This window comes from Psychrosphaera saromensis, from assembly GCF_002954545.1.
GTDB lineage: Bacteria > Pseudomonadota > Gammaproteobacteria > Enterobacterales > Alteromonadaceae > Psychrosphaera > Psychrosphaera saromensis.
Window position 1 is genome coordinate 2,754,185 of sequence record NZ_MSCH01000003.1, and the last position, 24,745, is coordinate 2,778,929.

Annotated in this window: 18 protein-coding genes, 9 tRNA genes, 1 pseudogene and 1 riboswitch; of the genes and pseudogenes, 8 read left to right on the forward strand and 20 right to left on the reverse strand. The window is 36.9% G+C overall.

Translation table 11 applies throughout. The features are described from left to right. Positions 1–14 precede the first annotated feature (14 nt). From uup to rlmKL, 3 genes are read right to left on the reverse strand one after another with little or no spacing between them, the layout of a single operon-like run. A complete protein-coding gene (gene uup / locus BTO11_RS12505) occupies positions 15–1,922 on the reverse strand; it encodes an ATP-binding cassette ATPase Uup (RefSeq protein WP_105052921.1) in 1,908 nt (635 codons plus the stop codon). Continuing rightward, complete coding sequence (locus tag BTO11_RS12510) at positions 1,909–2,151, reverse strand: glutaredoxin family protein (RefSeq protein ID WP_105052922.1); 243 nt, start codon at positions 2,149–2,151, stop codon at positions 1,909–1,911. The genes uup and BTO11_RS12510 overlap by 14 nt, the downstream gene beginning before the upstream one ends. Before the next feature lie 23 nt (positions 2,152–2,174). Next, entirely contained in the window at positions 2,175–4,340 is a 2,166-nt protein-coding gene (gene rlmKL, locus BTO11_RS12515; protein WP_105052923.1) for a bifunctional 23S rRNA (guanine(2069)-N(7))-methyltransferase RlmK/23S rRNA (guanine(2445)-N(2))-methyltransferase RlmL, read from the reverse strand. A gap of 146 nt (positions 4,341–4,486) precedes the next feature. Between rlmKL and BTO11_RS12520 the strand changes: the two genes are divergently transcribed. From BTO11_RS12520 to BTO11_RS12545, 6 genes are all read left to right on the forward strand, one after another. Continuing rightward, a tRNA-Met gene (locus tag BTO11_RS12520) sits at positions 4,487–4,563 on the forward strand. A gap of 79 nt (positions 4,564–4,642) precedes the next feature. Beyond that, positions 4,643–4,719: transfer RNA gene (locus tag BTO11_RS12525), tRNA-Met, on the forward strand. 575 nt (positions 4,720–5,294) lie between these two features. Next, positions 5,295–5,798 carry a hypothetical protein gene (locus tag BTO11_RS12530; RefSeq protein ID WP_105052924.1) on the forward strand — a complete coding sequence of 168 codons (504 nt, stop codon included), beginning with the start codon at positions 5,295–5,297 and terminating at the stop codon, positions 5,796–5,798. 194 nt (positions 5,799–5,992) lie between these two features. Further along, positions 5,993–6,700, forward strand: a complete 708-nt coding sequence (locus tag BTO11_RS12535) for a substrate-binding periplasmic protein (protein ID WP_105052925.1) — start codon at positions 5,993–5,995, stop codon at positions 6,698–6,700. A 219-nt stretch (positions 6,701–6,919) separates the two neighbouring features. Continuing rightward, a complete protein-coding gene (locus BTO11_RS12540) occupies positions 6,920–9,235 on the forward strand; it encodes a carbohydrate binding family 9 domain-containing protein (protein WP_105052926.1) in 2,316 nt (771 codons plus the stop codon). Positions 9,236–9,481: 246 nt separating this feature from the next. Next, entirely contained in the window at positions 9,482–10,210 is a 729-nt protein-coding gene (locus BTO11_RS12545) for a TrmH family RNA methyltransferase (protein ID WP_105052927.1), read from the forward strand. 114 nt (positions 10,211–10,324) lie between these two features. Here the strand turns inward: BTO11_RS12545 and fdxA are convergent, their stop codons facing one another. Then, the gene (gene fdxA, locus BTO11_RS12550; RefSeq protein WP_105052928.1) at positions 10,325–10,648 is read right to left on the reverse strand and encodes a ferredoxin FdxA; all 324 of its coding nucleotides are present in this window, start codon (positions 10,646–10,648) and stop codon (positions 10,325–10,327) included. Positions 10,649–10,814: 166 nt separating this feature from the next. Here fdxA and BTO11_RS12555 point away from each other — a divergent pair, with 166 nt between their 5' ends. Next, on the forward strand, positions 10,815–12,431 hold the full coding sequence (locus tag BTO11_RS12555; RefSeq protein WP_105052929.1) for an NAD(P)/FAD-dependent oxidoreductase: 1,617 nt from the start codon (positions 10,815–10,817) through the stop codon (positions 12,429–12,431). A gap of 232 nt (positions 12,432–12,663) precedes the next feature. On the opposite strand, the gene BTO11_RS12560 is transcribed toward BTO11_RS12555, so the two are convergent. From BTO11_RS12560 to BTO11_RS12575, 3 genes and pseudogenes are all read right to left on the reverse strand, one after another. Then, on the reverse strand, positions 12,664–13,314 hold the full coding sequence (locus tag BTO11_RS12560) for a peroxiredoxin-like family protein (protein WP_105052930.1): 651 nt from the start codon (positions 13,312–13,314) through the stop codon (positions 12,664–12,666). Positions 13,315–13,712: 398 nt separating this feature from the next. After that, a complete protein-coding gene (locus BTO11_RS12570) occupies positions 13,713–14,480 on the reverse strand; it encodes a hypothetical protein (protein ID WP_105052931.1) in 768 nt (255 codons plus the stop codon). A gap of 229 nt (positions 14,481–14,709) precedes the next feature. Continuing rightward, a pseudogene (locus BTO11_RS12575) lies at positions 14,710–16,247 on the reverse strand (IS1182 family transposase). Positions 16,248–17,215: 968 nt separating this feature from the next. Between BTO11_RS12575 and BTO11_RS12580 the strand changes: the two are divergent. Next, positions 17,216–18,205 (forward strand): 2-hydroxyacid dehydrogenase, encoded by a 990-nt coding sequence (locus BTO11_RS12580; RefSeq protein ID WP_181135959.1) that lies wholly within the window; start codon positions 17,216–17,218, stop codon positions 18,203–18,205. Positions 18,206–18,222: 17 nt separating this feature from the next. Here BTO11_RS12580 and BTO11_RS12585 read toward each other — a convergent pair whose 3' ends face one another. From BTO11_RS12585 to pgsA, 13 genes are all read right to left on the reverse strand, one after another. Beyond that, positions 18,223–19,443, reverse strand: a complete 1,221-nt coding sequence (locus tag BTO11_RS12585) for a biotin/lipoyl-containing protein (RefSeq protein WP_105052933.1) — start codon at positions 19,441–19,443, stop codon at positions 18,223–18,225. 68 nt (positions 19,444–19,511) lie between these two features. Continuing rightward, positions 19,512–20,888, reverse strand: coding sequence for a lysine-sensitive aspartokinase 3 (gene lysC / locus BTO11_RS12590; protein ID WP_105052934.1), 1,377 nt, complete (start codon positions 20,886–20,888; stop codon positions 19,512–19,514). 105 nt (positions 20,889–20,993) lie between these two features. Next, positions 20,994–21,202: riboswitch (Lysine riboswitch) on the reverse strand. Between the two features lie 229 nt (positions 21,203–21,431). Further along, entirely contained in the window at positions 21,432–21,683 is a 252-nt protein-coding gene (locus BTO11_RS12595) for a hypothetical protein (protein WP_105052935.1), read from the reverse strand. Between the two features lie 94 nt (positions 21,684–21,777). Further along, positions 21,778–22,500, reverse strand: a complete 723-nt coding sequence (locus BTO11_RS12600; protein ID WP_105052936.1) for a YebC/PmpR family DNA-binding transcriptional regulator — start codon at positions 22,498–22,500, stop codon at positions 21,778–21,780. Between the two features lie 182 nt (positions 22,501–22,682). Continuing rightward, positions 22,683–22,910: an RNA-binding S4 domain-containing protein gene (locus tag BTO11_RS12605; protein ID WP_219846470.1), complete on the reverse strand. Its 228-nt coding sequence runs from the start codon at positions 22,908–22,910 to the stop codon at positions 22,683–22,685. Between the two features lie 291 nt (positions 22,911–23,201). Beyond that, positions 23,202–23,277 (reverse strand) — tRNA-Gly (locus tag BTO11_RS12610). 55 nt (positions 23,278–23,332) lie between these two features. Then, positions 23,333–23,419: transfer RNA gene (locus tag BTO11_RS12615), tRNA-Leu, on the reverse strand. 53 nt (positions 23,420–23,472) lie between these two features. Beyond that, positions 23,473–23,548, reverse strand: a tRNA-Gly gene (locus tag BTO11_RS12620). 53 nt (positions 23,549–23,601) lie between these two features. Further along, positions 23,602–23,677: transfer RNA gene (locus tag BTO11_RS12625), tRNA-Gly, on the reverse strand. A gap of 4 nt (positions 23,678–23,681) precedes the next feature. Further along, positions 23,682–23,768 (reverse strand) — tRNA-Leu (locus BTO11_RS12630). 26 nt (positions 23,769–23,794) lie between these two features. Beyond that, positions 23,795–23,868: transfer RNA gene (locus BTO11_RS12635), tRNA-Cys, on the reverse strand. 50 nt (positions 23,869–23,918) lie between these two features. Beyond that, a tRNA-Gly gene (locus BTO11_RS12640) sits at positions 23,919–23,994 on the reverse strand. 135 nt (positions 23,995–24,129) lie between these two features. Beyond that, positions 24,130–24,723, reverse strand: coding sequence for a CDP-diacylglycerol--glycerol-3-phosphate 3-phosphatidyltransferase (gene pgsA / locus BTO11_RS12645; RefSeq protein WP_105052937.1), 594 nt, complete (start codon positions 24,721–24,723; stop codon positions 24,130–24,132). Positions 24,724–24,745 lie beyond the last annotated feature (22 nt).

A 24,745-nucleotide genomic window follows, 5' to 3' on the forward strand; every position in this document is an offset into this window, starting at 1 on the left:
TAATACTACCTAATTCAATTTTGTTGTTTTTCTTCTAGCTCTTCCCAGCGAGAATAAGCAACTCCAAGCTTCGACTCAGCTTCAGCTAATTGGTTCAATTTTGATGACGTAAATTCAGCATCTTGTTTGAAAAAATCCGCAGAGTTAACTATTTCCTGAATTTCAGCGAGCTCAGATTCGATTGTTTCTAACAATTTTGGCAGAGATTCTAACTCTGTAGCTTCCTTGTATGAAAGCTTTTTCTTTGCTTTATTAACATTGCTGCTACTTTTAACTTGTGGCTTTTCCACAACGACCGCTTTTTCTACTGGCTTAATTTGCTTAGATTTTACGCGCTCTAAGTAATCTTCGTAGTCATGATAACCACCAACTACTTTATTAATTCTTGCGTCACCTTCAAATGCCCAAATAGACGTTGCCGTGTTGTCTATGAATTCACGGTCATGGCTTACTAATAAAACCGTGCCTTCATAATTAGCGACTAATTCTTCTAATAGTTCCAGAGTTTCCACATCCAAGTCATTAGTCGGCTCATCCAGAATTAACAGATTTGACGGTCTTACGAACAGCTTAGCAAGTAACAAACGATTCTTCTCACCACCTGATAATGCTTTCACTGGTGTTCTTGAACGCTCTGGTGGGAATAGGAAATCTTGTAAGTAGCTTAATACATGACGAGTGCCACCATTAAACTCAACTTCTTGTTTACCTTCAGCAACATTATCTTGAACACTTTGTTCTTCGTCTAATGCCAATCTGTGCTGATCAAAATACGCAACTTTAAGGTTTTCGCCAATTTTAACAACACCAGCGTCTGGCTCAATCTGCCCCATCATAAGCTTGATTAAAGTAGATTTACCCACACCATTTGGACCAACTAACGCTATTCTGTCGCCTCTTGCTACTAACGCATCAAAGTCACTAATAAGCGTTCTATCTTTAATCGCGTACGATATATTAATCGTTTCAAATACTTTCTTAGCAGATTTATCACCCGATTGAATCGACATTTTCGCATTTTTAGGTGCGTCAATTCTGGCACCACGTTCATTACGTAGGTCTTTTAACGCTCTAACGCGGCCTTCATTTCTTGTACGTCTGGCTTTTATGCCTTGGCGTATCCACACTTCTTCTTGCGCTAACTTTTTATCAAACAAAGCATTTTGTTGTTCTTCAACTTCCAACAAACGTTGTTTTTCTTCTAGGTAGTACTCGTACGTACCTTCAAAAGACACTAAGTTACCACGGTCTAAATCGATTATGCGCGTGGCTAAGCTTCTGATAAATGCTCTATCATGCGAAATAAATACGATAGCACCAGTAAACTCTTTCAAAAAGGTTTCTAGCCACTGAATCGCGTCTATGTCTAAATGGTTAGTAGGCTCATCAAGTAGTAAAACATCTGGTTGTTTTACTAATGCACGAGCAAGTGCCAGTTTTCTTAACCAACCACCCGACAATTTATTAATGTCTTGATCCGGTTCTAAACCTAATTTTGTTAACGTTTGGCTAATGGTTGTTTCCAATGTCCAACCATGTAGCTGTTCAATACGGTTTTGAACTTTTTCTAACTTGTTCATTAACTCTGGTTCATCACAAACTTTTAATGCCAGTTCGTTGTACTCATCCAGTAGTTGTTTGGTTTCTTCTAAACCTTTAGATACAAACTCAAACACAGTACCGTGTTGTCCACGAGGTGGATCTTGCTCAAGCCTAGCAACAATAACGTCGCTAACTATTTGTAGTTTACCGTCATCTAACGTTAAATCATGGTTAATGATCTTCATCAATGAGGATTTACCGGCGCCGTTTCGACCAACAATACAAACACGTTCACCGCTGTTTAATTGAAAATCGGCTTTGTCTAATATTGGGCTGGTGCCAAAGGCTAATTGAGCCTTAGAAAGTCTAACTAATTCCATAAAATTTCAAATACTGCTTAATTTGTTCTGCGTCAAATGGCCAAAACAAGGCCTGTTCTTCGCGTTCCACCAATAACACTGGAATATGTTCACCATATAAATGAACTAAATCATCGTCTTCAACAATATCGATAATTGTTGGTGACAATCTCAGAGATTGGCATAATTTAAGGGCATCATCACAAAGATGACACCCATCGGTTGAATATAATAATACTTGTTTAATCATTACGACTTATTTATTACAAAAGACTACTTTAAAGATAGCTTCCAACATTGATGAATCTTACTATTGCGTTGAAAATCTTCAGGCAATGTTTGTTTTGTCATATCTTTAATCGCAAAACCTAACTCTTCAATAGCTGCAACGTCCAATTTAAAGTTACGTAAGTTGTTTGAAAATAACAGTTCACCGCCATCATTTAAACGATCTTTTACTAATTTAATGATTTCAACGTGATCACGCTGTACATCCCAAGTTCTATCCATTTTTTTAGAATTAGAAAAACTTGGTGGATCTAAAAACACTAAGTCAAATTTATCGTGACACTTAGTTAACCAATCTAAACAATCTGCTCTTTGGAAAAAATGACTCTTAGTATCAATCCTGTTTAGTCTGAAGTTATCTTCACACCAATCTAGATAAGTGTTAGACATATCAACACTAGTTACACTTTTAGCGCCACCTAATGCTGCATGCACAGACACACTACCTGTATAACAAAATAGATTCAAAACCGTTTTATCATTACACCAAGAGGCAAACTCTTTACGTGTCGAGCGATGATCTAAAAATAAACCAGTATCTAAGTAATCATGGATGTTAACGTAAAACTGAGCATTAAACTCATTTACGGTAAATCTATGGAATTTACTGTCTTCTTTTTCATATTGGTCTTTGCCCTTTTGCGATTTACGTACTTTCAATGCAAAGGTGTTTTCATCCAAATTGAATTTTTGCTGCAGGATACTTAATACATCCAACAAACGTGTTTCCGCTAAAACAGCATTAACTGTTTTTGGCGCTTGGTATTCATAGACAACAATTTTGCCGTCATAATAATCAACGGCTACGTTGTACTCTGGAATATCAGCGTCATATATGCGGTAACAAGTAACGTCTTCTTTTTTCGCCCACTTAGTTAAACGTTTTAAGTTTTTATCTAAACGCCCTTCAAATGCTTGACCATCTTTACTTAAATAGTATTTACCGTTTTTAGCACTTTCAGACAATTCACATTGTTGAGGCGTTAAAACATAATTGGTTAATACCGTATCTATTTGACCATTTTTTAATTTGAACTCTTTGCTTTTTTGCAGTCTCAGTAACTTGATTAACATCGGTTGGCTAGATAATAAAGACACATGCCAATTTTCGTAGTTCTGTTTTAAGTTAAGACCTAAACGTTTGAATAACGACAATAACACAATAGACTCGCCAAGACGTTCACCGTAAGGAGGGTTTGAAACAATCCAACCTGGCTCTAATGATTTTGAAACCATTGCTTTAGAAGCGTCTTGCTGAGCAATCGTGATCACGTCTTCTAAACCAGCGTTTTCAACATTAAGCATTGCTTTATCGACTACGTACTTTGAAATTTCATAACCAATAAAGGTAGTAGATGCAGGAACTTCCTGTGCAATCACTTCGTCTCTTAATGCTTCATACTTAAATACACTAAACTCAGGGTGTTTAACAAACGGGAAACTACGTTTATTTAAACCAGGTGCACGTTTCATATGCATACCAGCAGCTTCTATCAATAGCGTTCCTGAACCAGAAAACATATCGACAAACGGGCTTTTTTCATCCCAGCCACTTCGTTTTATAATAGCGGCGGCTAAATGTTCTTTTAATGGAGCTGCGCCCTGTTCTGTTCTAAAACCACGTTGGTGTAACGATGGACCAGAAAAATCGACGTAAATTTTACATTTACCTTTGAACATTCTTGCCTGAATTCGAATGTCTGGATTCTCTTTATCTATATCCGGACGTTTACCTGATTCTTCTCTTAAATTGTCCACAATGGCATCTTTGACTATTAATGCGCCAAACTGTGTATTTCTTATACTTTTGTCTGTTCCAACAAACTCGACAGAGAACGAACGACTTTTTGTAAAGTAAGGATGCCAGTCAAAGCCTAGGACACCATTGTAGATATCATCTTTATCACTTCCCTTAATTTCCGTTACGTAACGTAAAATACGAGTCGCAAGTCGTGACCAAAGACATATACTTTGTGCAACTTCAAAAGTTGCAGTGAAATACACAGACTGTAGTTTATGGTGCACATCGGTTGCACCTAAGCTTTCCAGTTCGGTGGCTAAAAGAGGTTCAATTCCTGCGGATGTAAGAGCAATAAAGTTAGGCATAAGATCAAAAGTTAGTAAATTTGCGTCATTATAAGCAATTTTCAATGAAAAGACCTATTTATTACAGTTTTTTAATTTAATACTTGCATAAATATTTTTAAACACTATTATACGCACCTCGTTGAGGCAGAGAGTTTCAGCGAATTTTATAAGTCCTTTAAGTAAGACTGTAAAAATGCAAAAAATAATGGCGCGGGATGGAGCAGTCTGGTAGCTCGTCGGGCTCATAACCCGAAGGTCGTAGGTTCAAATCCTGCTCCCGCAACCAATTTTTTTTGCACAGATTCTTTGATAACAGAATTAAATCAGTTATTGGCTTGTTTAACTTTATAGTTAAACCATTCGGACGCGGGATGGAGCAGTCTGGTAGCTCGTCGGGCTCATAACCCGAAGGTCGTAGGTTCAAATCCTGCTCCCGCAACCAATTTCATACTTCATAAATCATACTTCATAAATCATCAGGTCGTAGGTTCACTTCTTACAAGAGATGCTGCTCCCTCAACCAATTTCATACTTCATAAATCATACTTCATAAATTATCAGGTCGTAGGTTCACTTCTTACAAGAGATGCTGCTCCCTCAACCAATTTCATATTTCATAAATCATCAGGTCGTAGGTTCGCTCTTACAAAAGATGCTGCTCCCGCAACCAATTTCACATTTCATAAATCGTTAGGTCTGGTTTGCTTTTTATAAAAGCTTCACTCTCCACAAAAGACGCGGCTCCCGCAACAAACTCTTAGTAATACCTCTATAGGTTTTTAGCTTTCTACCAATTTCAAACTATCTATCAAATGTAAGACGCTAAATTTAGTTTTAATAAAGGTTTCGCATTACACAATTTACGTTCGTCTTTAATAATTCCATTTAACAAATACCTAAGCCAACCACTGCAAATTCAATTAATAAATCTAATTAGCTTTAAACAATACACAACCTGATTTATTATTGTCATCAATGATTTAGTATCTAATTAAAAAATTTATAAAGGAATTTTCAATGAAACCAATTTCTGCCCGTATATTACATCGCTATTTAGGATTTTTCTTAGCTGGTATTATGACCATATACGCACTCAGCGGTATTGTTTTAATTTATAGAAATACCAACGTATTTAAGCTGTCACACCAAATTGAAGAGACTTTATCTTTAAACCTAAACGCAGATTCACTTGGTAAAGCATTAAAGATGAGACGATTTAAAGTAGATTCTGAAGATAGTGAGTTTATTTACTTCAAAGATGGCTCTTATAATAAAGCTTCAGGTGCAGTTAGTTATACCCAATTTGAACTCCCTGTTGTGTTAGACAAAATGACTCACCTACATAAAGCGACAACCAACTCGCCAATTTATTGGTTGAATATCTTTTTTGGTGCTTCATTATTATTTTTTGCATTGTCTTCTTTTTGGATGTTTTTACCAAAAAGTAAAACATTTAAAACTGGCGTAAAAGTAAGCATAGCTGGCGCTATTTTAGCCTTAGTACTGATTAGCTTAAGTTAAAATATTATTTTCTTTAATTTATCCACTTAAACAAGGGCGTTTATTTAACGCCCTTTTCCCCCTGCCTACTATCACTTTAAATTTTGAAATTAAAGCTCCACTTACCGATTTTATTTTACTTTCTAGTTGTTATCTTATTACGAAACAGATAAGTTTAAAGGTATATCAGCATCCTTAAAGTCGAGTTGTATTAAGTGTTTAGATACTTTTTAATTTTTATTCTTTTATCGTTTCATAGCCAAGCAAAACAAGTAGAAATAAGCGTTGCTGCTCCTGAAATATTTCCTTTTGTTTATTTGAATGACAAACAAGAAGTTATTGGTTTATTTGTAGATTGTTTAAACAACAGTACAAATGAAAATTATACTTTTAAAGCCATGGTTTTACCTTGGGCTCGAGCCTTGGAAGAAGTAAAGCATAATCGTATTGATGCTCTTATGCCTGCCGCTTACACAAAACAAAGAGCTAAATACTTAGCTTATCCCGACACTCCTATGTTTAAGTTTTTAAGTGATGTTTTAGTAAAAAAAGAATCTTCTTCATTCACCTCATTTGAAGAAGCTAAAAAACAAAATAAATTAATCGCTAAAGTACGTTCTAAAGCATTAAGAGAAGATATAAAGGCAAGAATTGAATCGCCTGGATTAACAATTTTAAATATAAAGGATACAAAAACAGCATTGAAAATGGTCTTACAAAATCGAATAGATTATTTTGTAGGCGACCCTCAAATGATAAAATATACCGCTCAGCAAGCCAATATGGTCGGTGAATTCTCCTTTGTTAAATTGTCGGATAAAACATCACCTTCTTATTTAGCTTTTTCTAAACGGTTTGCTAAAAACAATGATATAAAACAAATTATGAATGGTATTAGTTGTAATAATCTACAAATCGACTAATTAATTCAGGTTTTATCTTCATTCATCCCTTTATTAAAGTAACTTACCTCTTTTTCATCATTTGGTAATAATGTTTTTCTATAATCCGGCCCCATTTAGTAAATCAATTTAGTAAATACCCTTATGCCCAATTACATAGTTACATGAAATAATTGACAAAATCCAAGGTTGTTAATAACTCCTCTCCTTTTTCCATTGTATTATTTATTAAGATCATTTATGAAGTTTTGTATCAAATCTGTATTTCTATTTACAGCACTGGTCGCTGTTAAACCTGTTTATTCTGAAACCATTACATCAAATACCTTAGTCACCACCATTTTAGATGTTCCAAAAACCCAGCAACGAATTAAAGTTGACGGACACATGGACGAAGACATTTGGAAAAATGCATTGAAAATTGACCTTAACAACGTCACTTGGCCATATGAAAATACAAGATCACCAGTAAAAACAGAAGCTTATGTTATAGAAAATGGTCACACTTTATATGTTGCTTTTAAAGCATTTGATCCACATCCAGAAAAAATAAGAGCACGCCTTACCGACCGAGATAATAACTGGGGTGATGACCGTGTTGCTATCAAAATAGACACCTATAATGACAATGCCCTCGCCTACCAATTCTTTATTAACCCATTAGGCACACAGTCTGACGTATTAGAAAACGAACTCACTAAAAGTGAATCTTCTTCTTGGGATGTAATTTGGAATTCCGCCGGTCGTATTACAGACTTTGGTTATGTTGTTGAAGTTGCTATTCCACTAAGAACACTTAACTTTAATGATCAATTAGATATACAAAACTGGGGGATGGAATTTGTTCGTTTTTACCCAAGAGATACCGAACTAAGAATCTCTCATATGCAAGTGGATCACAATAACACATGTTTTATTTGCCAAATGCCGACATTACGTGGCTTTAAAGGTGCAAAACAGGGTAAAAACTTATCACTTGTGCCAACCTTTGTAAGTGGTAACACAAAATCACGAGAGTTAGATGAAACACTAGAATGGAGTGAAGAAAGTAATACCGATGTTGGTTTAGATGTAAAATGGGGAATAACGCCAGATACCACCTTAAACGCGACATTTAATCCAGACTTTTCACAAGTAGAAGCCGATTCAGGCCAGCTTGATGTTAACAGCACATTTGGCTTATATACGGCAGAAAAACGAGCTTTTTTCTTGGCTAACGAAGACGCCTTCTCAACGCCAGTTAACTTAATTTATACCCGTAACATCAACAACCCAGATTTTGGTGCAAAATTAGCGGGTAAAGTAGACCAACACTCTTTTGCAGGTTTTGTCGCAAATGACCAAACAACAAGCTTTATTCTTCCAGGTAATTTAGGTTCCGATCTTTACGAATTAGAAGAAAAAAGCACAAATGCCGCCTTTAGATACAGATATGCGTTAAATAACGACGCCTCCATAGGTGCGCTCTCAACCATACGAAACTCCGAGAGCTACCAAAACGTAGTAACAAGCTTAGACGGCAAATATAAATTAACAGACAGCGACGTACTTAACATACAATTTGTGTCATCAAGTACGGAGATAGATGACGTCCTAATAAATTCAATTAATACTGACGATTACAACTCTGAACAAGTTTTACGAGCAGACAGCAATAATAGTACAGACTCATTTTATAGAATTGACTACCAGCACGACAATAAAGACTGGTCTTTTAAAGCGAGCAGAGAAGATATCGGCAAAGACTTTAGAGCCGACCTAGCTTTCTTTAATAAATCAGACACCATAACTAACTTGATTGGTGGTACTTACCGCTGGTTAGGAAACAGTAAAGATTGGTGGAATAGAATTGAAGTTTTTGGAGATTGGGACAGAACTACAAACCAAGATGGCGATCAAATAGAACAAGAATATGAGATTTATTTAACCCTTAGAGGTGTTAAACAATCTTACTTTAAGCAAGGTTTAGTTGTTCGTGAAAAAGCCTCTGGCAGAATAGATACATCAACTTTATCTATTAAAAATAACACCTATAACTTTACTGAAAAAATCCTTAAATCTTGGGCTAATTTCCAAGCGACCTCTGACATGTGGCTTGGTATCTATGGTTCTGTGGGTAAGCAAATAGATTACGCAAACAATCAGTTAGTTGATGCTTATTCGATAGACCCACAATTTAATTGGAATATAAACACCCATATTAAGTCAGACTTATCTTATAAATACCGTAAGCTTCATAAAGGCGGTAACGAGATTTTAACCGCAAAACTAACCGACTACCGACTGAATTATCAGTTCTCTATTCGTAGTTTTTTACGTTTGTCTATTGTGTATTCTGACGTAACCAGGAACTTAAGCCAATATAACGATCCGGATGATTATGATGCAACTTATAAGAGTTTATCAACCCAGTTACTTTACTCTTATAAAATCAACCCAAAAACCTTATTCTTTGTAGGATACTCAGACGGTGGTTATCAAGACGATTCTCTTAAAGACATCACCAAAGACACCAGAAGCGTATTTTTAAAAATGAGTTACGCCTGGCTGAGATAAGCCGAGGTAAGCACTTAGAGTAAACAGTTAAGATAAATATCTATATTAGATATCTTATATAGATAGTTAAGATCAAATAAATAATTGAGCCGCTACCTCCATTTAGGATTAGCGGCTTTTTTATCCCCCTTGAATTCAAGTAATTATTTGCTGCTAAGGTAATTTATCAATTAATAATTCAACTTAGTTGATGTTAGAATGTTTGCTTGTTCCAGCATTTTATCTAACAACATTTATTAGGCTTTCATGATCTCTAAAAACCAACTTAAACACATCCGAGCGTTAGGCCAGAAAAAACAACGTAAAGCCTTGGGTGAGTTCCTGGTTCAAGGTGAAAAGAATGTGTTGGAATTACTTAAGTCTCACTTAACCATAAAACAACTGTTCGCTACTCCACAATTCATCCAAGTTAATAAAGCCGAGCTTAACAATATTGAAGTGATAGAAGCGGATATTGATTCGTTAACTAAAGTAAGTACTTTAGTGTCCAATAATAGTGTTATTGCGGTTGTACAAATCCCTACTGTTAATACACCACCCAATACCGGTATTACATTAGCGTTAGACGGCGTGTCTGACCCTGGTAATCTAGGGACCATAATTCGTGTTGCTGATTGGTACGGTATTAACCACATTGTTTGTAGCCATGATTGTGCCGACCCGTTTAACCCTAAAACAATCAGCGCAACCATGGGCTCGTTCGCTCGCGTAAATGTCTTTTTAACCGACTTACCTGAGTATTTACAACAAGACACTCGTGCTGTTTATGGCGCATATTTAGGTGGCGAAAATGTACATAAGGTAACGTTTGATAAAGACGCTATTTTAATGATGGGCAGTGAATCTCACGGAATAAGAGACGCCGCAGGACAATTTGTCACCGCGCCAATTACTATTCCAAACTTTGGTGAAGCTGAGTCGTTAAATGTAGCGATGGCGACGGGAATTATTTTGGATAATATCAAACGCGGATGAAACTCGTTACTTCATGTGGTTTAAGGTTAGGCTTGTAAGCTTAGAGCTTGTCTTTAACTTCGGGGGGTTTTAGCTTTTATAGTGTCACTATCATAGATTGAAAACTAATAGTCATTAACGCTCTAGTAGCTTTAATTTATTCGCTACACCATTCCATTCATCGGCATCATCAGGTGCAGGCTTTAACTCTGTGATCACAGGCCATTTTTGCGCTAATTCAGCATTTAATTCTATAAATTCTATTTGATCTTCTGGTACCGCATCTTCTTGAAAAATAGCATTGGCTGGGCACTCTGGTTCACATAAACTGCAATCGATGCAAATAACCGGATCGATAACTAAAAAGTTAGGTCCTTCAAAAAATGCATCCACAGGACATACTGCAACACAGTCTGTGTATTTACATTTAATACAGTTATCACCAACGATGAACGCCATAAAAAAACACCATTAAAAATTCAAGATTGCGGATCATACTCAATCATTTTCAAACTACAATACAAATACGTAAATTTACACCGCGTTATTGAAATATTTATTCGCTTATTGTTACCAGTACCAGTAAAATGCGCGACTGTTTTCTACACTAGTTTATGAGTAACCAATGATACGTTTAACTGAAATTAAATTGCCGTTAAATCATGCACCAGAAGATCTAACGTCTGCAATAACGACAAAACTTAAAATTTCTGCTGAACAAATAGCAACATTTGTTATGTTTAAACGTGGTTACGATGCTCGTAATAAAAGAAATATCCAATTAATTTATACCTTAGACATTACCCTTTCAGATAACACGTTAACGGATAAACTGCTAAGCCAGTTTGAATCTGACCAACACGTAAAAGTAACGCCAGATACCAGTTACAAATACGTAGGTGAAGCGCCTGCTGACTTAACAGAACGCCCTATTGTTATTGGTTTTGGCCCTTGTGGTTTATTAGCTGGATTGACCCTTGCCCAAATGGGGTTTAAACCTATCATCATTGAGCGCGGCAACGAAGTAAGACAAAGAACCAAAGACACCTTTGGCTTTTGGCGTCAGCGTAAATTAAACACAGAATCAAACGTCCAATTTGGTGAAGGCGGCGCGGGTACTTTCTCTGACGGTAAATTATATAGCCAGGTAAAAGATCCAAACCATTATGGCCGTAAAGTGATGACAGAATTTGTTAGAGCTGGCGCACCAGATGAGATCTTATTTGTAAGTAAACCGCACATTGGTACTTATAAATTAGTGAGTATGGTAGAAAAAATGCGTGCTGAGATCATAGAGCTTGGCGGTGAAATACGCTTTGGCACTCGCGTTGACGACATTCATATCACAGACAATCAAATCACAGGTGTCACTTTAAACAACGGTGAAAAACTCGATAGTAATCACGTTGTTTTAGCCGTTGGTCACAGCGCTCGTGATACTTTCCAAATGATTTACGACAAAGGCATTTATGTTGAAGCTAAACCTTTCTCTATTGGTTTTAGAATTGAACATAAACAGTCCACCATAGACCAAGCACGTTTTGGTGATAACGCAGGTAACGAAATTTTAGGCGCAGCGGATTACAAGCTAGTTCATCATTGTAAAAATGGCCGCTCTGTTTACAGTTTTTGTATGTGTCCGGGCGGCACTGTGGTTGCGGCAACCTCTGAAGAAAATCGCGTAGTGACCAATGGCATGAGCCAATACTCAAGAAACGAACGTAATGCCAACAGCGCTATCGTTGTAGGCATAGACCCAGCACGAGATTACCCAAACCACCCTCTTGCCGGCATAGACTTACAAAGAGAATTAGAAAGCTTAGCCTTTGAGTTAGGTGGTAGAGACTACAATGCACCAGCGCAAACCATTGGGGACTTCTTAAAAGGTAAACCAGACTCACAGTTAGGCGATGTAAAACCATCATTTACACCGGGCATTACCTTAACCGACTTAAGCAAAGCCTTGCCAGATTTTGCAGTAGAGGCAATACGTGAAGCTATTCCAGCGTTTAATAAAAAGATACAAGGCTTTGGCTCAGATGACGGTTTATTAACGGGTGTAGAAACCAGAACCTCATCACCAATTAGCATAAAGCGAAATAAAGAATTCCAAAGCATTAATACCAAAGGTCTGTTTCCTGCAGGTGAAGGCGCGGGTTACGCAGGTGGCATTTTATCGGCAGGAATCGACGGCATTAAAGTAGCAGAAGCGGTCGCTAAGTCTATTTTGAAGTTGGACTAAAAGCAGCTTTAGGGCTTTAGGGCTTTAGGGCTTTAGGGCTTTAGGGCTTTAGGGCTTTAGGGCTTTAGGGCTTTAGGCAATGATTGGAGCAGATAAGATTTCAGTCAAACATTATATTAATTCTGATAAACAAATTTTGCTGTCCGTTTATCAGAATTATTATTGATCTGCTTTAGCTTATAAAACAAACTTAACGTTTATGAAATAAGCTAAAGCCTTGTTAAAAAAAGTTTTAAGCCAACTTTTTTAACGCTGCAATAATATCATCTGGCTCAGAACGTGTTCTGTAGTCCACATCAACATAACGCCACAACACCTCACCATCGCTACTCAATACAAAGGTAGCTGGGATTGGTAATACATTGCCGTTGCCATTATTAATAGCTTCTAGATCTAAATTACGGTCTACACGCATATGATCCACAAGAAACTCAGGTACTTCCCATGCAACACCATATTCAGAAGCAACTTTTGCGTCTTGATCAGACAACACAGTAAAGTCCATTTCACTAATTTCGTTTTTGGTCAGTGACTCATCAGGCACTTGAGGACTAATCGCCACCAATGTCGCACCTAAACCATGAATTTCGCTTAAACGAGCTTGTAACGCTCTAAGTTGTAAATTGCAGTAAGGACACCAACTACCACGATAAAACGTCAGTACCACAGGCCCTTTAGCTAAAGCATCATTCAGCGCAATCAAATTACCGTCTTGGTTTGGCAAAGTAAAACTAGGCGCTTTTTCACCAAGTTTTAACGCATCTTCACCTTGTAAAAAGGCCTTTGACTGCTTAATAATATCATCAACACCTTGCATAAAATCAGGATTAGCTTCTCGCCCAGCGGCAACCTTGGCTTCAGTTTGTTGTTTTAAACTTTTCATACGACTCTCTACTTTTTATGCTCAGAATGTAAATACGTTTACTCAAAACATTAACCTTATAAAACAGACCAAATGCTAGGGTTAATGTCTATTCGTTTACCTCTTTATGGGGGAGTAAGACGCCAAATTCAAGGAAGACCGGCTTTGAGGGTTACGAATACTTATGACAATGACAATCTCATTTTTCGGCCACCTACCGGGTTTAAGCCGCTTTTTTGATAAAAGTTTAACGTACGCTCAAATTCAGGTAGATAACATTGCCACCTACTTTAATTTAACTAGCTGAAGTTTGGGTAGATTCAAGGTCGAAGTGCACCACCTTTACTAAACTATAAGTTCACGCAGATGCAAAAATCAACTGTTATTTGTCCCGATTAATTTGCTTGTATGGATAATAATTAATATGAAATTTTTTTAACCGAGCTATTAGGAATCTCTATTGCTTCACCGTCTACTTTTAAAACAACGTATTCTGAAGTTCTTAAATAAAGCTCTCCACTACTTACGCAATTTGCTTTACCCTCACAAGAATAATGAACAGTAACATCCACACCACCATATTTAAGCTCTTTCATAAATTTAGAATACGTTTCGGCATTAAATAAATTGAATATAAATATGGATATAACAATTAAGTAGCTGCCTATAAGTGCATACTTTATATGCTTAGGTTTTCTCATAAAATAAAGCGTAATTGGTATTGGTATTAAAGGGATAGTATTTGATAAGTACCATGGCAATGAATTTATCCACCCCATAAACGGCATTATAATAGCCCCAAAAAAAACAGCCGAATAAATGGCAGCTATAGAAGCTACCTTAAGATACTGTTTAAATGGCATTTCAGGAAGTGAAGTTTTCTGGCCTATTTTAATTTGAGTATATGCTACATTTAGTGCGAATTTTATAATTATACTGACCCCTGCAAACACTAATATTGCCGTAAAAAAAAACAACAAACTAAGAAAAACAACGTTAAATCTTAAATACGGAACGCCTTCAAATGGAATTCTAAGGTCATTTAAATATGCATACTTATATAAGGCAAGTTCGGCTATAAGGCCAATAAATGTAGATCCGCCTAAAGCAGTAACGAAGCTTGATATGAGTATCTTTAATGGTAGAGAGAGACCAACAAACTTTTCAATAATTTGCTTTATCTTCATTTAAATTCCTATCTACGAATGATGCCTAACGAGGCTGTAGAATTTCTCATTCTCAGCCAGTATCTTTAAATAAAAACCACAATATTTCACATCCTTATAAGATTCAATAACTTATTTTATTTTCAATAATAATATTGCTTAAAGTGTGGTTAAATTGCGTTTAAAGTGGGCTTATAGAGCTAGTTAATGAAGTGAGGCTTGATATGTGTATAAAGGCTTAACTCTTGGTCTAATGCAAACTATTTCTTAACTTCTCTATGTTGTGAACAAGGCAATACATTTGCCATTGGGTATTTACTTTATCTTGGCCACGTAGCGTAAATTTGTTCATGCCTTTATTGACGGTGATGTTGCCAAACACAGGTTCGATAGCACCAAGTCGTTTACTGTATTGTCGTCGTCCTATTGGACTATCTATCTTAACTTTCATTTTGTCGCCATAACTTAGCTTTTTCCGTGACTCATCATTTTTGAATTGAACTTGTCTTCCTCTGTCTTTCGGCTCTTTACGCATACACTGTTGCTGTAATGGACACACTTTACAGTCTTTTAAGTAACCACAGAATCGAGTGTATTGTTGATTGTGATTATTTACGTTTATCCCACTGCACCACATTTCATTTCCAGCTGGACAGTGACACGTTTGTGTTGCTTCATCATAATGAAAGTCATCTGAGGTGAATAATCTTGGCTTGCCTTTGCTGCGTTTTAATCTACGTTTTTCTTGCTCTGTTTCATACGTCTCGCTTTCTTTAAATAGCGGATTACGTTTCTAAATTGATTGTCAGCAATATAACTATCGAATCCACTTTGGGCCATAAATTCCAAATTGGCTTCACTGTTAAAGCCACTGTCTGCTGTGAATTTAATCGTGTGTTTGTTTGGTTGTGTTTCTGTAGTGAGTTTATCAAGTTGTTGCTTTAGTTGAGTAACGGCTGGCGCTAAGGTTTGTTGCTCACCAACTGAGCCCCACACTTGTGCTTGTAGTATTATTTGATGTTTATCATCGTTAATCGCAATACCATTGTAACCTTGAATTGTGCCTTTACTTGTTGTCATTTTTGCACTGTCTGGGTCGGTAATATTACTTTTAACGGGCTTGCCTTTACTGCCTGTTTTTTCTTGATGTGTCGCTAGATATTCCCTGATTTTCGCTGCACTTTTATCGAGCTTGGCCTGTTGCTTCAAGTCATGAGCCACTTCATCTTCACCTAAACTATCTTGTGCTTGATGACGTTCAAGTATGCGTTGACTGGCTCGGCGAAGTTTGGCTTGTTTACGCTCAAGCTCATCGAATGTACCGCTCCATTCTTTACTCGCGTTTGAACGTATTTTACAGCCGTCGATAGCAAACATGTTACGTCCAACAAGCCCTTCACGGTCACATATCATCAGCACTTGTGTAAACAAGGGTTCAATTTTATCTCTCATGTTTGCAACAAAATGTGCAATAGATGTGTAATGAGGTTGAACATCACCAGATAGGCTCATAAAGATAATGTTGGTTTCACAAGCATTTGCAATACGACGGCTACTGACTAATCCACGCGAATAACCAAACAAGACAATATTCAACATCACAGATGGAGGGTACGCCGCAGCGCCACCATTATCGTTGTTGTACCATTCATCAAAAGGCGTTAAATCAAGGTGGTTATCAACAATATGAGAAAGTGCGTATTCAAATGTGCCAGGGATAATTTGCTGGGTAAAATCAACTGGGATGAATTTACTTTGGCAGGATAAGTCAGGTTTGTAGTTAGCCATGTGAAATTAGCTCTGAGTGAATAATAACTATTAGATCACAGACGCCCACCACGAACAAGTACATTTTTTATACAAACGAGCTTAATTGAAAAAAGAGCGACAAACGCTCTTTTAAGAGAAATTCTACAGCCTCAACGCCTCATTCAGAGGCTTAAAATAGTTGGCTATAATATTGAGGAACGAAAACAGACAACTGTTTTAAGTCCTGTGCAATGACTTGTTATGTGGTTAATACTCACAAGTTGATTGAGAGTAATTAAAGCTCCCTCCAGAATCTAGACATGAATCAACTCGCCAAAATTCTGAATAACTTAAATGAATTAAGACAGTTATAACAAATATTGATAATACAAAAAATATTTTAAAGTACTTTGAGTCTTTAGACGATAAATATTTAAAAAGATAAATCATTGCTATAGGTATTGATATTACCCCTAAAAGTAAAACTCCATACTCAATTACAACATCCATAATTCAAGAACCACATAACAATTTAATCAGAGGACAATTGCCTAAGTTTCTGACAAAACACTTCCCCTTTTTCTTCTTGCCATATTAATAGCAAAACTCATAACTGTTTGCCAGTGCTTTTATTTATCTAGTTATCCACAAAGTACATTGGCAGAAAAACAGGAAACTTTCCTCTTTTTACTAACTACCTAGGAAACTCCACTTCAATTGAGGATAAAAACAGTGTTGTTAAATATAATTTAAAATATTTATAACAACGATTTTAAGTATAAATAAATGTACAGCCGCTCTGTTTTGCTTTTATTCCCGATTCAAACATCTCTATCAATTGTTTTTATAAAAGAATACTTTTCTAAAACCTAGTTAATAATCCAGCTATTAAATAAAACAATTACCCCCATACAATTGATTTAAATCTAATCACTGGCAAAAAAATCAAATACACTATCTATATAAAAGTTAAAAACAAAACGGATGAAGTGTTAAGCATGAAACAAATAAATTTAGCGGTTTTCAGTGCCAAAAGTTATGACAAAACAAGTTTAACGGCGGTCGTGCCAGAACAGATAAGTCTGCACTTTTTTGAAAGTCGATTAACAATAGACACGGTAAAATTAGCCGCTGGTTTTGATGCCATTTGTGTGTTTGTTAATGACGAGCTTAATCGTGAGGTATTAACACAATTAAAGTCACTGGGTGTTAAATACATAGTTTTACGTTGTGCTGGGTTTAATAACTTAGACTTAACCGCGTGTAAAGAATTAGGCATTCGTTGTGCTCGCGTGCCCTCTTACAGTCCTGAGGCGGTTGCTGAGCATACCGTTGCGCTTATGATGACACTTAACAGGCGCATACATAAAGCATACAACAGAACCAAAGAAGGCAACTTTAGTTTATCCGGTCTAATGGGGTTTAATATTTATGGTAAAACAGTAGGTATTATTGGCACCGGAAATATCGGCCTTGCTACCGCAAGAATAATGAAAGGCTTTGGTGCTCACGTTATTGCATACGACCCATTTGAAAATAGTAAAATGGCAGAGTCTATCGGCTTTGAATACACTGAACTTAATACCCTATTAACTACATCCGATATCGTTAGTTTGCATTGTCCATTAACTAAAGAATCTCATCACCTTCTAAATGATGCCTCTATCGCCACTATGAAAACAGGCGTTATGATCATAAATACGAGCCGAGGCGGACTTGTTGATACTCAGAGCTTGATCACAAATTTGAAATCAGGACAAATTGGTAACTTAGCGCTAGATGTATATGAACAAGAGAGTGAGTTGTTTTTTGAAGATCATTCCAGTTCAATAATCCAAGATGATGTTTTACAACGATTGTTGAGTTTTCCAAACGTTATAATCACAGGACACCAAGGCTTTTTTACTGCTGAAGCGTTAGAGCAAATAGCCGTTACAACCATTAATAACCTTAACCTTTTTGCAGAGGAAAAGGCTAATCCCAATAGCTTGTTTTAGTTATAAGGGGTTAGCTATTAACTAACCGCAATTTTAAATAATTGAGTGCCCACTTGTACGGCGGCGGAAGGATAATGCAGAATAATGGTGCCAGATTCTGGTGCGGTAACATCAACCACAGCATGTTTTGTATCAAACTCTAACGAGTTTAATACTCTTGCTATCACTTGTCCTTTATTCACTTTGTCACCTGGCTTAGCTAAGTACTCAACCATACCTGCATGTTTAGAAAACAAGGTTTTATAGTTTTTTAATAAAGTGGTTGTCACTTCAACTGGCGTTACACCAACAAAACCATCAATTAAGTTGTTAGCTTGTAAGTAATTTAAAATGCCACCGCTGTCGCTTTGAGCTTGAGTTAAACAAATATTCTCTTGCGAGCCTAACTCTATGGTAAAGGCATTTACTTTATAATTAAGCGTAATGCCTTTTTGTTTTAATAACTCAGCTAAGTACACCCAAGGGGTAAAACTGGCTTCATCTAATGCGCCTGCAAATGTGGTAGGAATTGAGATTATATTTTCAAAATTAAACGCATGAGCACTTTGTGTTAAAAACTCCGGGCTGTATATGTGATGAGTAGAAGCAGGTCCGGTATGTAGATCTAATACAATGTCTGCATCTACGGCAATTTCTTGCAAGGTCGTATTTAAAAACTGAGCTGTGTTAACGCCCCAATCTTGATCTAGTTTTAAACCAAATTTATATTTTAAAAACGATTTAAAAGCCAACACCAATTCTGACTCAGAGCCGTTTTCTATCAGGCTTATTTGCTGTTCCGTAAGCGTTTCAACAAACTCAACCACATCGCTTGGCTCGTAATGATAAAAGCGATTCCAGTTGTTGCCTGTGGTGGCGTCATATCTGCCTTGCAAATATTCCCCAGCACGCTGAGTTCGGCCAAATGGATTACAGTTTGGCACTAAGGTAAATTCGGCATGAAGGGTTAAGTTTTTTAATTGCTCTATTAACTTAAATATTACTGCACTACCCTGCATTTCTGCAGCATGTACGGCGCTTTGAATATAGACTTTAGGAAGCTGTTTTTTAGACGTAGATTTAACCTGACTTAGATCATAAAGAGCATCTTTGTTAGCATTATCTTTATTAGCGGTTTTTTTATCAAAGCTTTGTTTATCACTTCTTTGTTTATAGAAGATGCGATAAACAGGAATGCCGATCTCTTGACCAGCAATATCCTGATTTAACGTGACTAAATCTTTTTCAACAACAACCATAGTAGTTCCTTATTTACAGTCACTATATAACTAGAAATTAAATAACAAAAATTAAATGAATTTAAAGTTTAAACTGAAAACAAGTCGTCGTGAATTTGACGAACTATGTCCTTGGCGTTTTCTTGTTTCACTAAGAAACAAACGTTGTGTTCACTTGCACCGTGGCAAATCAAACGTAGCTGATCGTCTTCAAGCGAAGAGAATATACGTCCTGCTCCACCTTGTTTGCCGTCATTGTGCTCAACATGATTACCAATAACGGCAACCAAAGCTAATTCAGACTCAACATTAACATCACAAAATGAACTTAAGTCTTTTACACAAGCTGCAACTAAACCGGCAATGGGTGTATTTGCGGGGTTATCAATGGTCAACGCAACTGATATTTCTGAAGTAGTGATCAAATCAACCGACAATTTATGCTTGGCTAAAATAGCAAATACACGAGCTAAGAAACCTGTTGCATGCAGCATTTCAGGACTTTTAACGGTTAATAAGGTTTGTTCATTTCTAAGTGCAACCGCTCTATAAGCTGGGCGATAGTCCACTTCTTTTGAAATCCAAGTACCGCCAGCATCTGGTTCTAAACTAGAACCGACAAACACTTTAACGCCACTTCTTATTGCAGGAATAAGTGTCGCAGGATGTAAAATTTTTGCACCAAACGTTGCCATTTCAGCGGCTTCATCAAAACTAATTTCTTTAATTGGACGAGCTTTGTCTGTAATACGAGGATCGGTTGTATAAATGCCCGTAACATCCGTCCAAATTTGCAATGCAAACGCATCCACAGCTTCTGCAAACAAGGCAGCGCTGTAATCTGAACCACCACGACCTAAGGTTGTGGTATTGCCAAAGTTATCCTGACCAATAAAGCCCTGGGTAATAACAACTTTATTTTTTAAAAGAGGCTTTAATAAAGAGTTAGCTTGTTTTCTTGTGGCTTCTAACTGAGGCTCTGCTTTAGCAAAAGAAGAATCTGTTTTTAATACCTGACGGCCGTCAAATGCAACTGCACTCGCCTGACCTGAAATTTTATTTATTACTTCTGCAAATAATACGCTCGACATGCGTTCGCCAAACGAAAGTAACTCATCTTTTAGCTTAGTAGAGGTGATTAACAGTGGATGTAATGCAATCTCAGCAAGTTGTTCTATTAACTGGCTAATAACATCTTGTGCTTTAACTGGACGGCCGAGATCATTTAAAATCGAATTTTGAATATTACGAATTTGTTGTAGTACGCTTTCTTTTTCGTTTGCGCTTAATACTTCATTACCTAATTTAACCAGTAAGTTAGTGACACCCGCTGAGGCTGAAACAACAACTAAACGTATTTCTGGGTTATTTAAGATAATTTGGGCACAACGACTCATTGCTTCAAAGTTAGCAACACTGGTACCGCCGAACTTAGCAACGATTGTAGAACTATTTATTGGAGACATTTAAGTCTTTCCTTAATATATTTTGAGTAACTATTAAGGGGAACACGGCATACATAGGACTGACTTATACTCTATCTAATTAGATAAATGAAAAAGAAAACTTTACATGCCAGAAGCTCTCCACCTTAGTAACATGCATTTTAACAATGCGGGTTATTAACACTTAGGTGACAACTGTAGGGATTCAGCCCAAACAGTCGGAAAGTTTAATTCTCAAAGTTAAACCTTCCTCGGCGTTAGCTCCCATCATTAATCGTCGTTGAAATTTGAGTTTCTCGGATTAACTACCTGACTAACGCTCCTCTTCCGGTGCAGTTCAATATATGAACTGCGGCTATATTATTAATATATAAAGCAATGTTTATAAAAATATAGCTTTGCAATAATTAAGTTAATTATTACGGACGCTATTAAACTAGAAATTAGAGTAATAAGTCAATAAATCATTTGATACAAGGTCAAAAAACTTACATATATCTTATTTACCAACAAAATAAGCTGACTTTCAACTCCCTTTTAGTTCTCAGGCTTCTAATTCATTGCCTATTTCACTAACACTTTACCACCAATTATTTTAATGGCTGGTACGCCGCGTATCATAGTTTCCCGACCAAACTGAGTTTCACAATTTGGGCATATACCTAGCGTTTCTGTATAGTTTTTACTAATACGTTCTATAAAACATTTAACCAATGAACCATTACCGCCCTTTTTGTACTGTAATAGCCTCTCTCTGCATTTGTTGCAGTAGACGGTGACAGATTTAGTTGGTGCTTTAGCTCTTGGCTTAGACATTATGTTTGTCCATTACCTCAATAAGAAAATTTTAGACATAAAAAAACCGATACTTGAGTATCGGCTTTTACAATTAAGATCGACAGACCTTAGATTAATCTTCAAATTCTGCGTTATGATAAACTTCTTGAACGTCTTCACAGTCGTTTAACATATCCATGAATTTTTCAAATACAACCACATCATCGCCTGTAAGCGTTGTCATTGTTGTTGGTACCCAAGAAATGTCTTCTACGTCAAACTCAATATCTTTATATTCTGCTTGAAGTGCTGTTTTTACGTTGTAGAACTCAGTGTGTGGTGCGTAAACTGAAATCTTGCCATCTTCTACTTCAACGTCTGTTACGTCTACGTCAGCCATCATTAGCGCTTCTAAAACTGCCTCGTCATCATCACCGTCAAATACAAACACAGCTAAATGATCAAACATGTGAGCAGCTGAACCTTGCGCACCAATTTTTGAATGCGTTTTAGTAAAACAGTTACGTACTTCCATGATAGTACGGTTGTTGTTGTCAGTTAGACAATCCACAATCACCATACAGCTGCCAGGTCCAAAACCTTCATAACGTGCTGGTGAATAATCTTCACCGCCGCCGCCAGCCGCTTTATCTAATGCGTTTTTGATAACATGAGCAGGAACCTGATCTTTTTTAGCACGGTCCATTAAGCTACGTAATGCTAAATTTCCGTCTGGATCACTACCACCGTTTTTAGCAACAACGTAAATTTCTTTACCATATTTAGAATACACTTTTGTTTTTGCATTAGCCGTTTTGGCCATTGAATCTTTACGGTTTTGGTATGCTCTGCCCATCTTAATCTCTTCTTTAATGTTCTAACTTAAAATTATACTAACCTAAAAACATCAGTAATAAACACGCTTGGTTACTGATATTCTCTATAAATAATAGGTCGTTAAATTAATCTATTTTGACAAAAATTTAAATCTAAATGTGTCATTATTTTTAAACACAGCCGATTTAACAAGGCGTTGTTCTATTTTTCTACAACTACAATCTGATATTGCTCGCCTGCAAGAGTCACTATGTCGCCGTCTCTTACTTTTCTGCGCGTTTGTACAACAACTTTGCCATTTAAACGTACTTGTCCGTCTGCAATAACAAGTTTGGCATGACCGCCACTTTCAACTAAATTTTCAAACTTAAGAAATTTGTTCAGTTCGATGTATTCAGTTGTGATCTCAACTAGGTTTATTTGGCTCATTAGGGTTCCGTAAAACGTAATTTATCTTATACCAATTGTATTAATGCATTGATTAGTTCAATTGGTATTATTGTTATAATCGGCTTTGATTATACCAGTGGCATTATTCAAAGCTTTGCTTTGCGCACATTATACAGATATAACAATTTTGTTTTTGATTTATTCTGGGAATTTATTAGGGTATTTGAAATAAAATGATGATTGAAGCTAAAAGAATTAGGATTTTTTAATATTAGTTGGAATAAATGATATTGGCTTTGATCTTAATACTAGAAGAGGTAAACGGAAGTTTGGAGCGAGTAACGAGGCTCGAACTCGTGACCTATACCTTGGCAAGGTATCGCTCTACCAGCTGAGCTATACTCGCATCACATATTAATAACTACTGGTATGTTGTTATTAAGTTTTCTTCTCCTGGAAAATGGTGCCCGGAGACGGACTTGAACCGTCACGCCCTGTTGAGCGAGGGATTTTAAATCCCTTGTGTCTACCGATTCCACCACCCGGGCTAGCAGGAAGTTTTTTATAGTTGGTATCGTTGAACCAACTTTCCAAATAAATTTGGAGCGAGTAACGAGGCTCGAACTCGTGACCTATACCTTGGCAAGGTATCGCTCTACCAGCTGAGCTATACTCGCAATAATGCAATTTGTTTCTATGTTCTCAAGTTTGACCAATTCCAAATAAAATTTGGAGCGAGTAACGAGGCTCGAACTCGTGACCTATACCTTGGCAAGGTATCGCTCTACCAGCTGAGCTATACTCGCAAATTGGTGCCCGGAGACGGACTTGAACCGTCACGCCCTGTTGAGCGAGGGATTTTAAATCCCTTGTGTCTACCGATTCCACCACCCGGGCAAACACTTTTTTACTACCAGAAATCTTGGAGGCGGGTCCCGGAGTCGAACCGAGGTCCACGGATTTGCAATCCGCTGCATAGCCACTCTGCCAACCCGCCTTACTTGATGATTTACAAAGTAGCCATACCTTATAAACCAATCAAAAATTTGGAGCGAGTAACGAGGCTCGAACTCGTGACCTATACCTTGGCAAGGTATCGCTCTACCAGCTGAGCTATACTCGCAAATCTTGATTTCTGTTTGTCCTCTCAGACAACGAGGGGCATTCTACCTTTCTACCTTTGGGAGTCAACATCAAATTTAAATAAAAATGACATTTTCATACTGTTTGATGATTTTTTAGCTTTTAAGGTTAAAAATCAGTCTTTTTTATCAGAAATATATGGCCAAGCCGCTTTAAAATAAATTAATAGTGACCAAATTGTTAATGCAGTCGCCGAATATAAGAACACATAAGTTGCAACATCCAACATTGGACCCAATAACCAACCTTCAAATACCCAATATTCATTTGGACGCCACAATAATCCCATTAAGGCTAACATTTGTACGGCCGTTTTATATTTACCCACGGTACTAACGGCAACACCTGCTCGATTTCCCATTTCTGCCATCCATTCACGTAATGCAGAAACCGCTAATTCTCGACCAACAATAATAATGGCCGGTATTGTTACCCAAGGATTTGAATAATCATCAACAACAACGATAAAGGCAACCGCCACCATTACTTTATCAGCTACTGGGTCGAAGAAAGCGCCAAACGGGGTTGATTGGTCTAACTTACGAGCTAAATACCCATCTAACGCGTCGGTTATTGATGCAACCCAAAATACAGCAAAGGTGACAAAGTACTTCCAAGGGTATATTTCTACAGGTAAATAATAGAAATAAACCATAACTGGAATTAAAAAGATTCGAAATGAGGTGAGTATGTTTGGGATATTCCACATAAATTAAAACTACTTATAATTA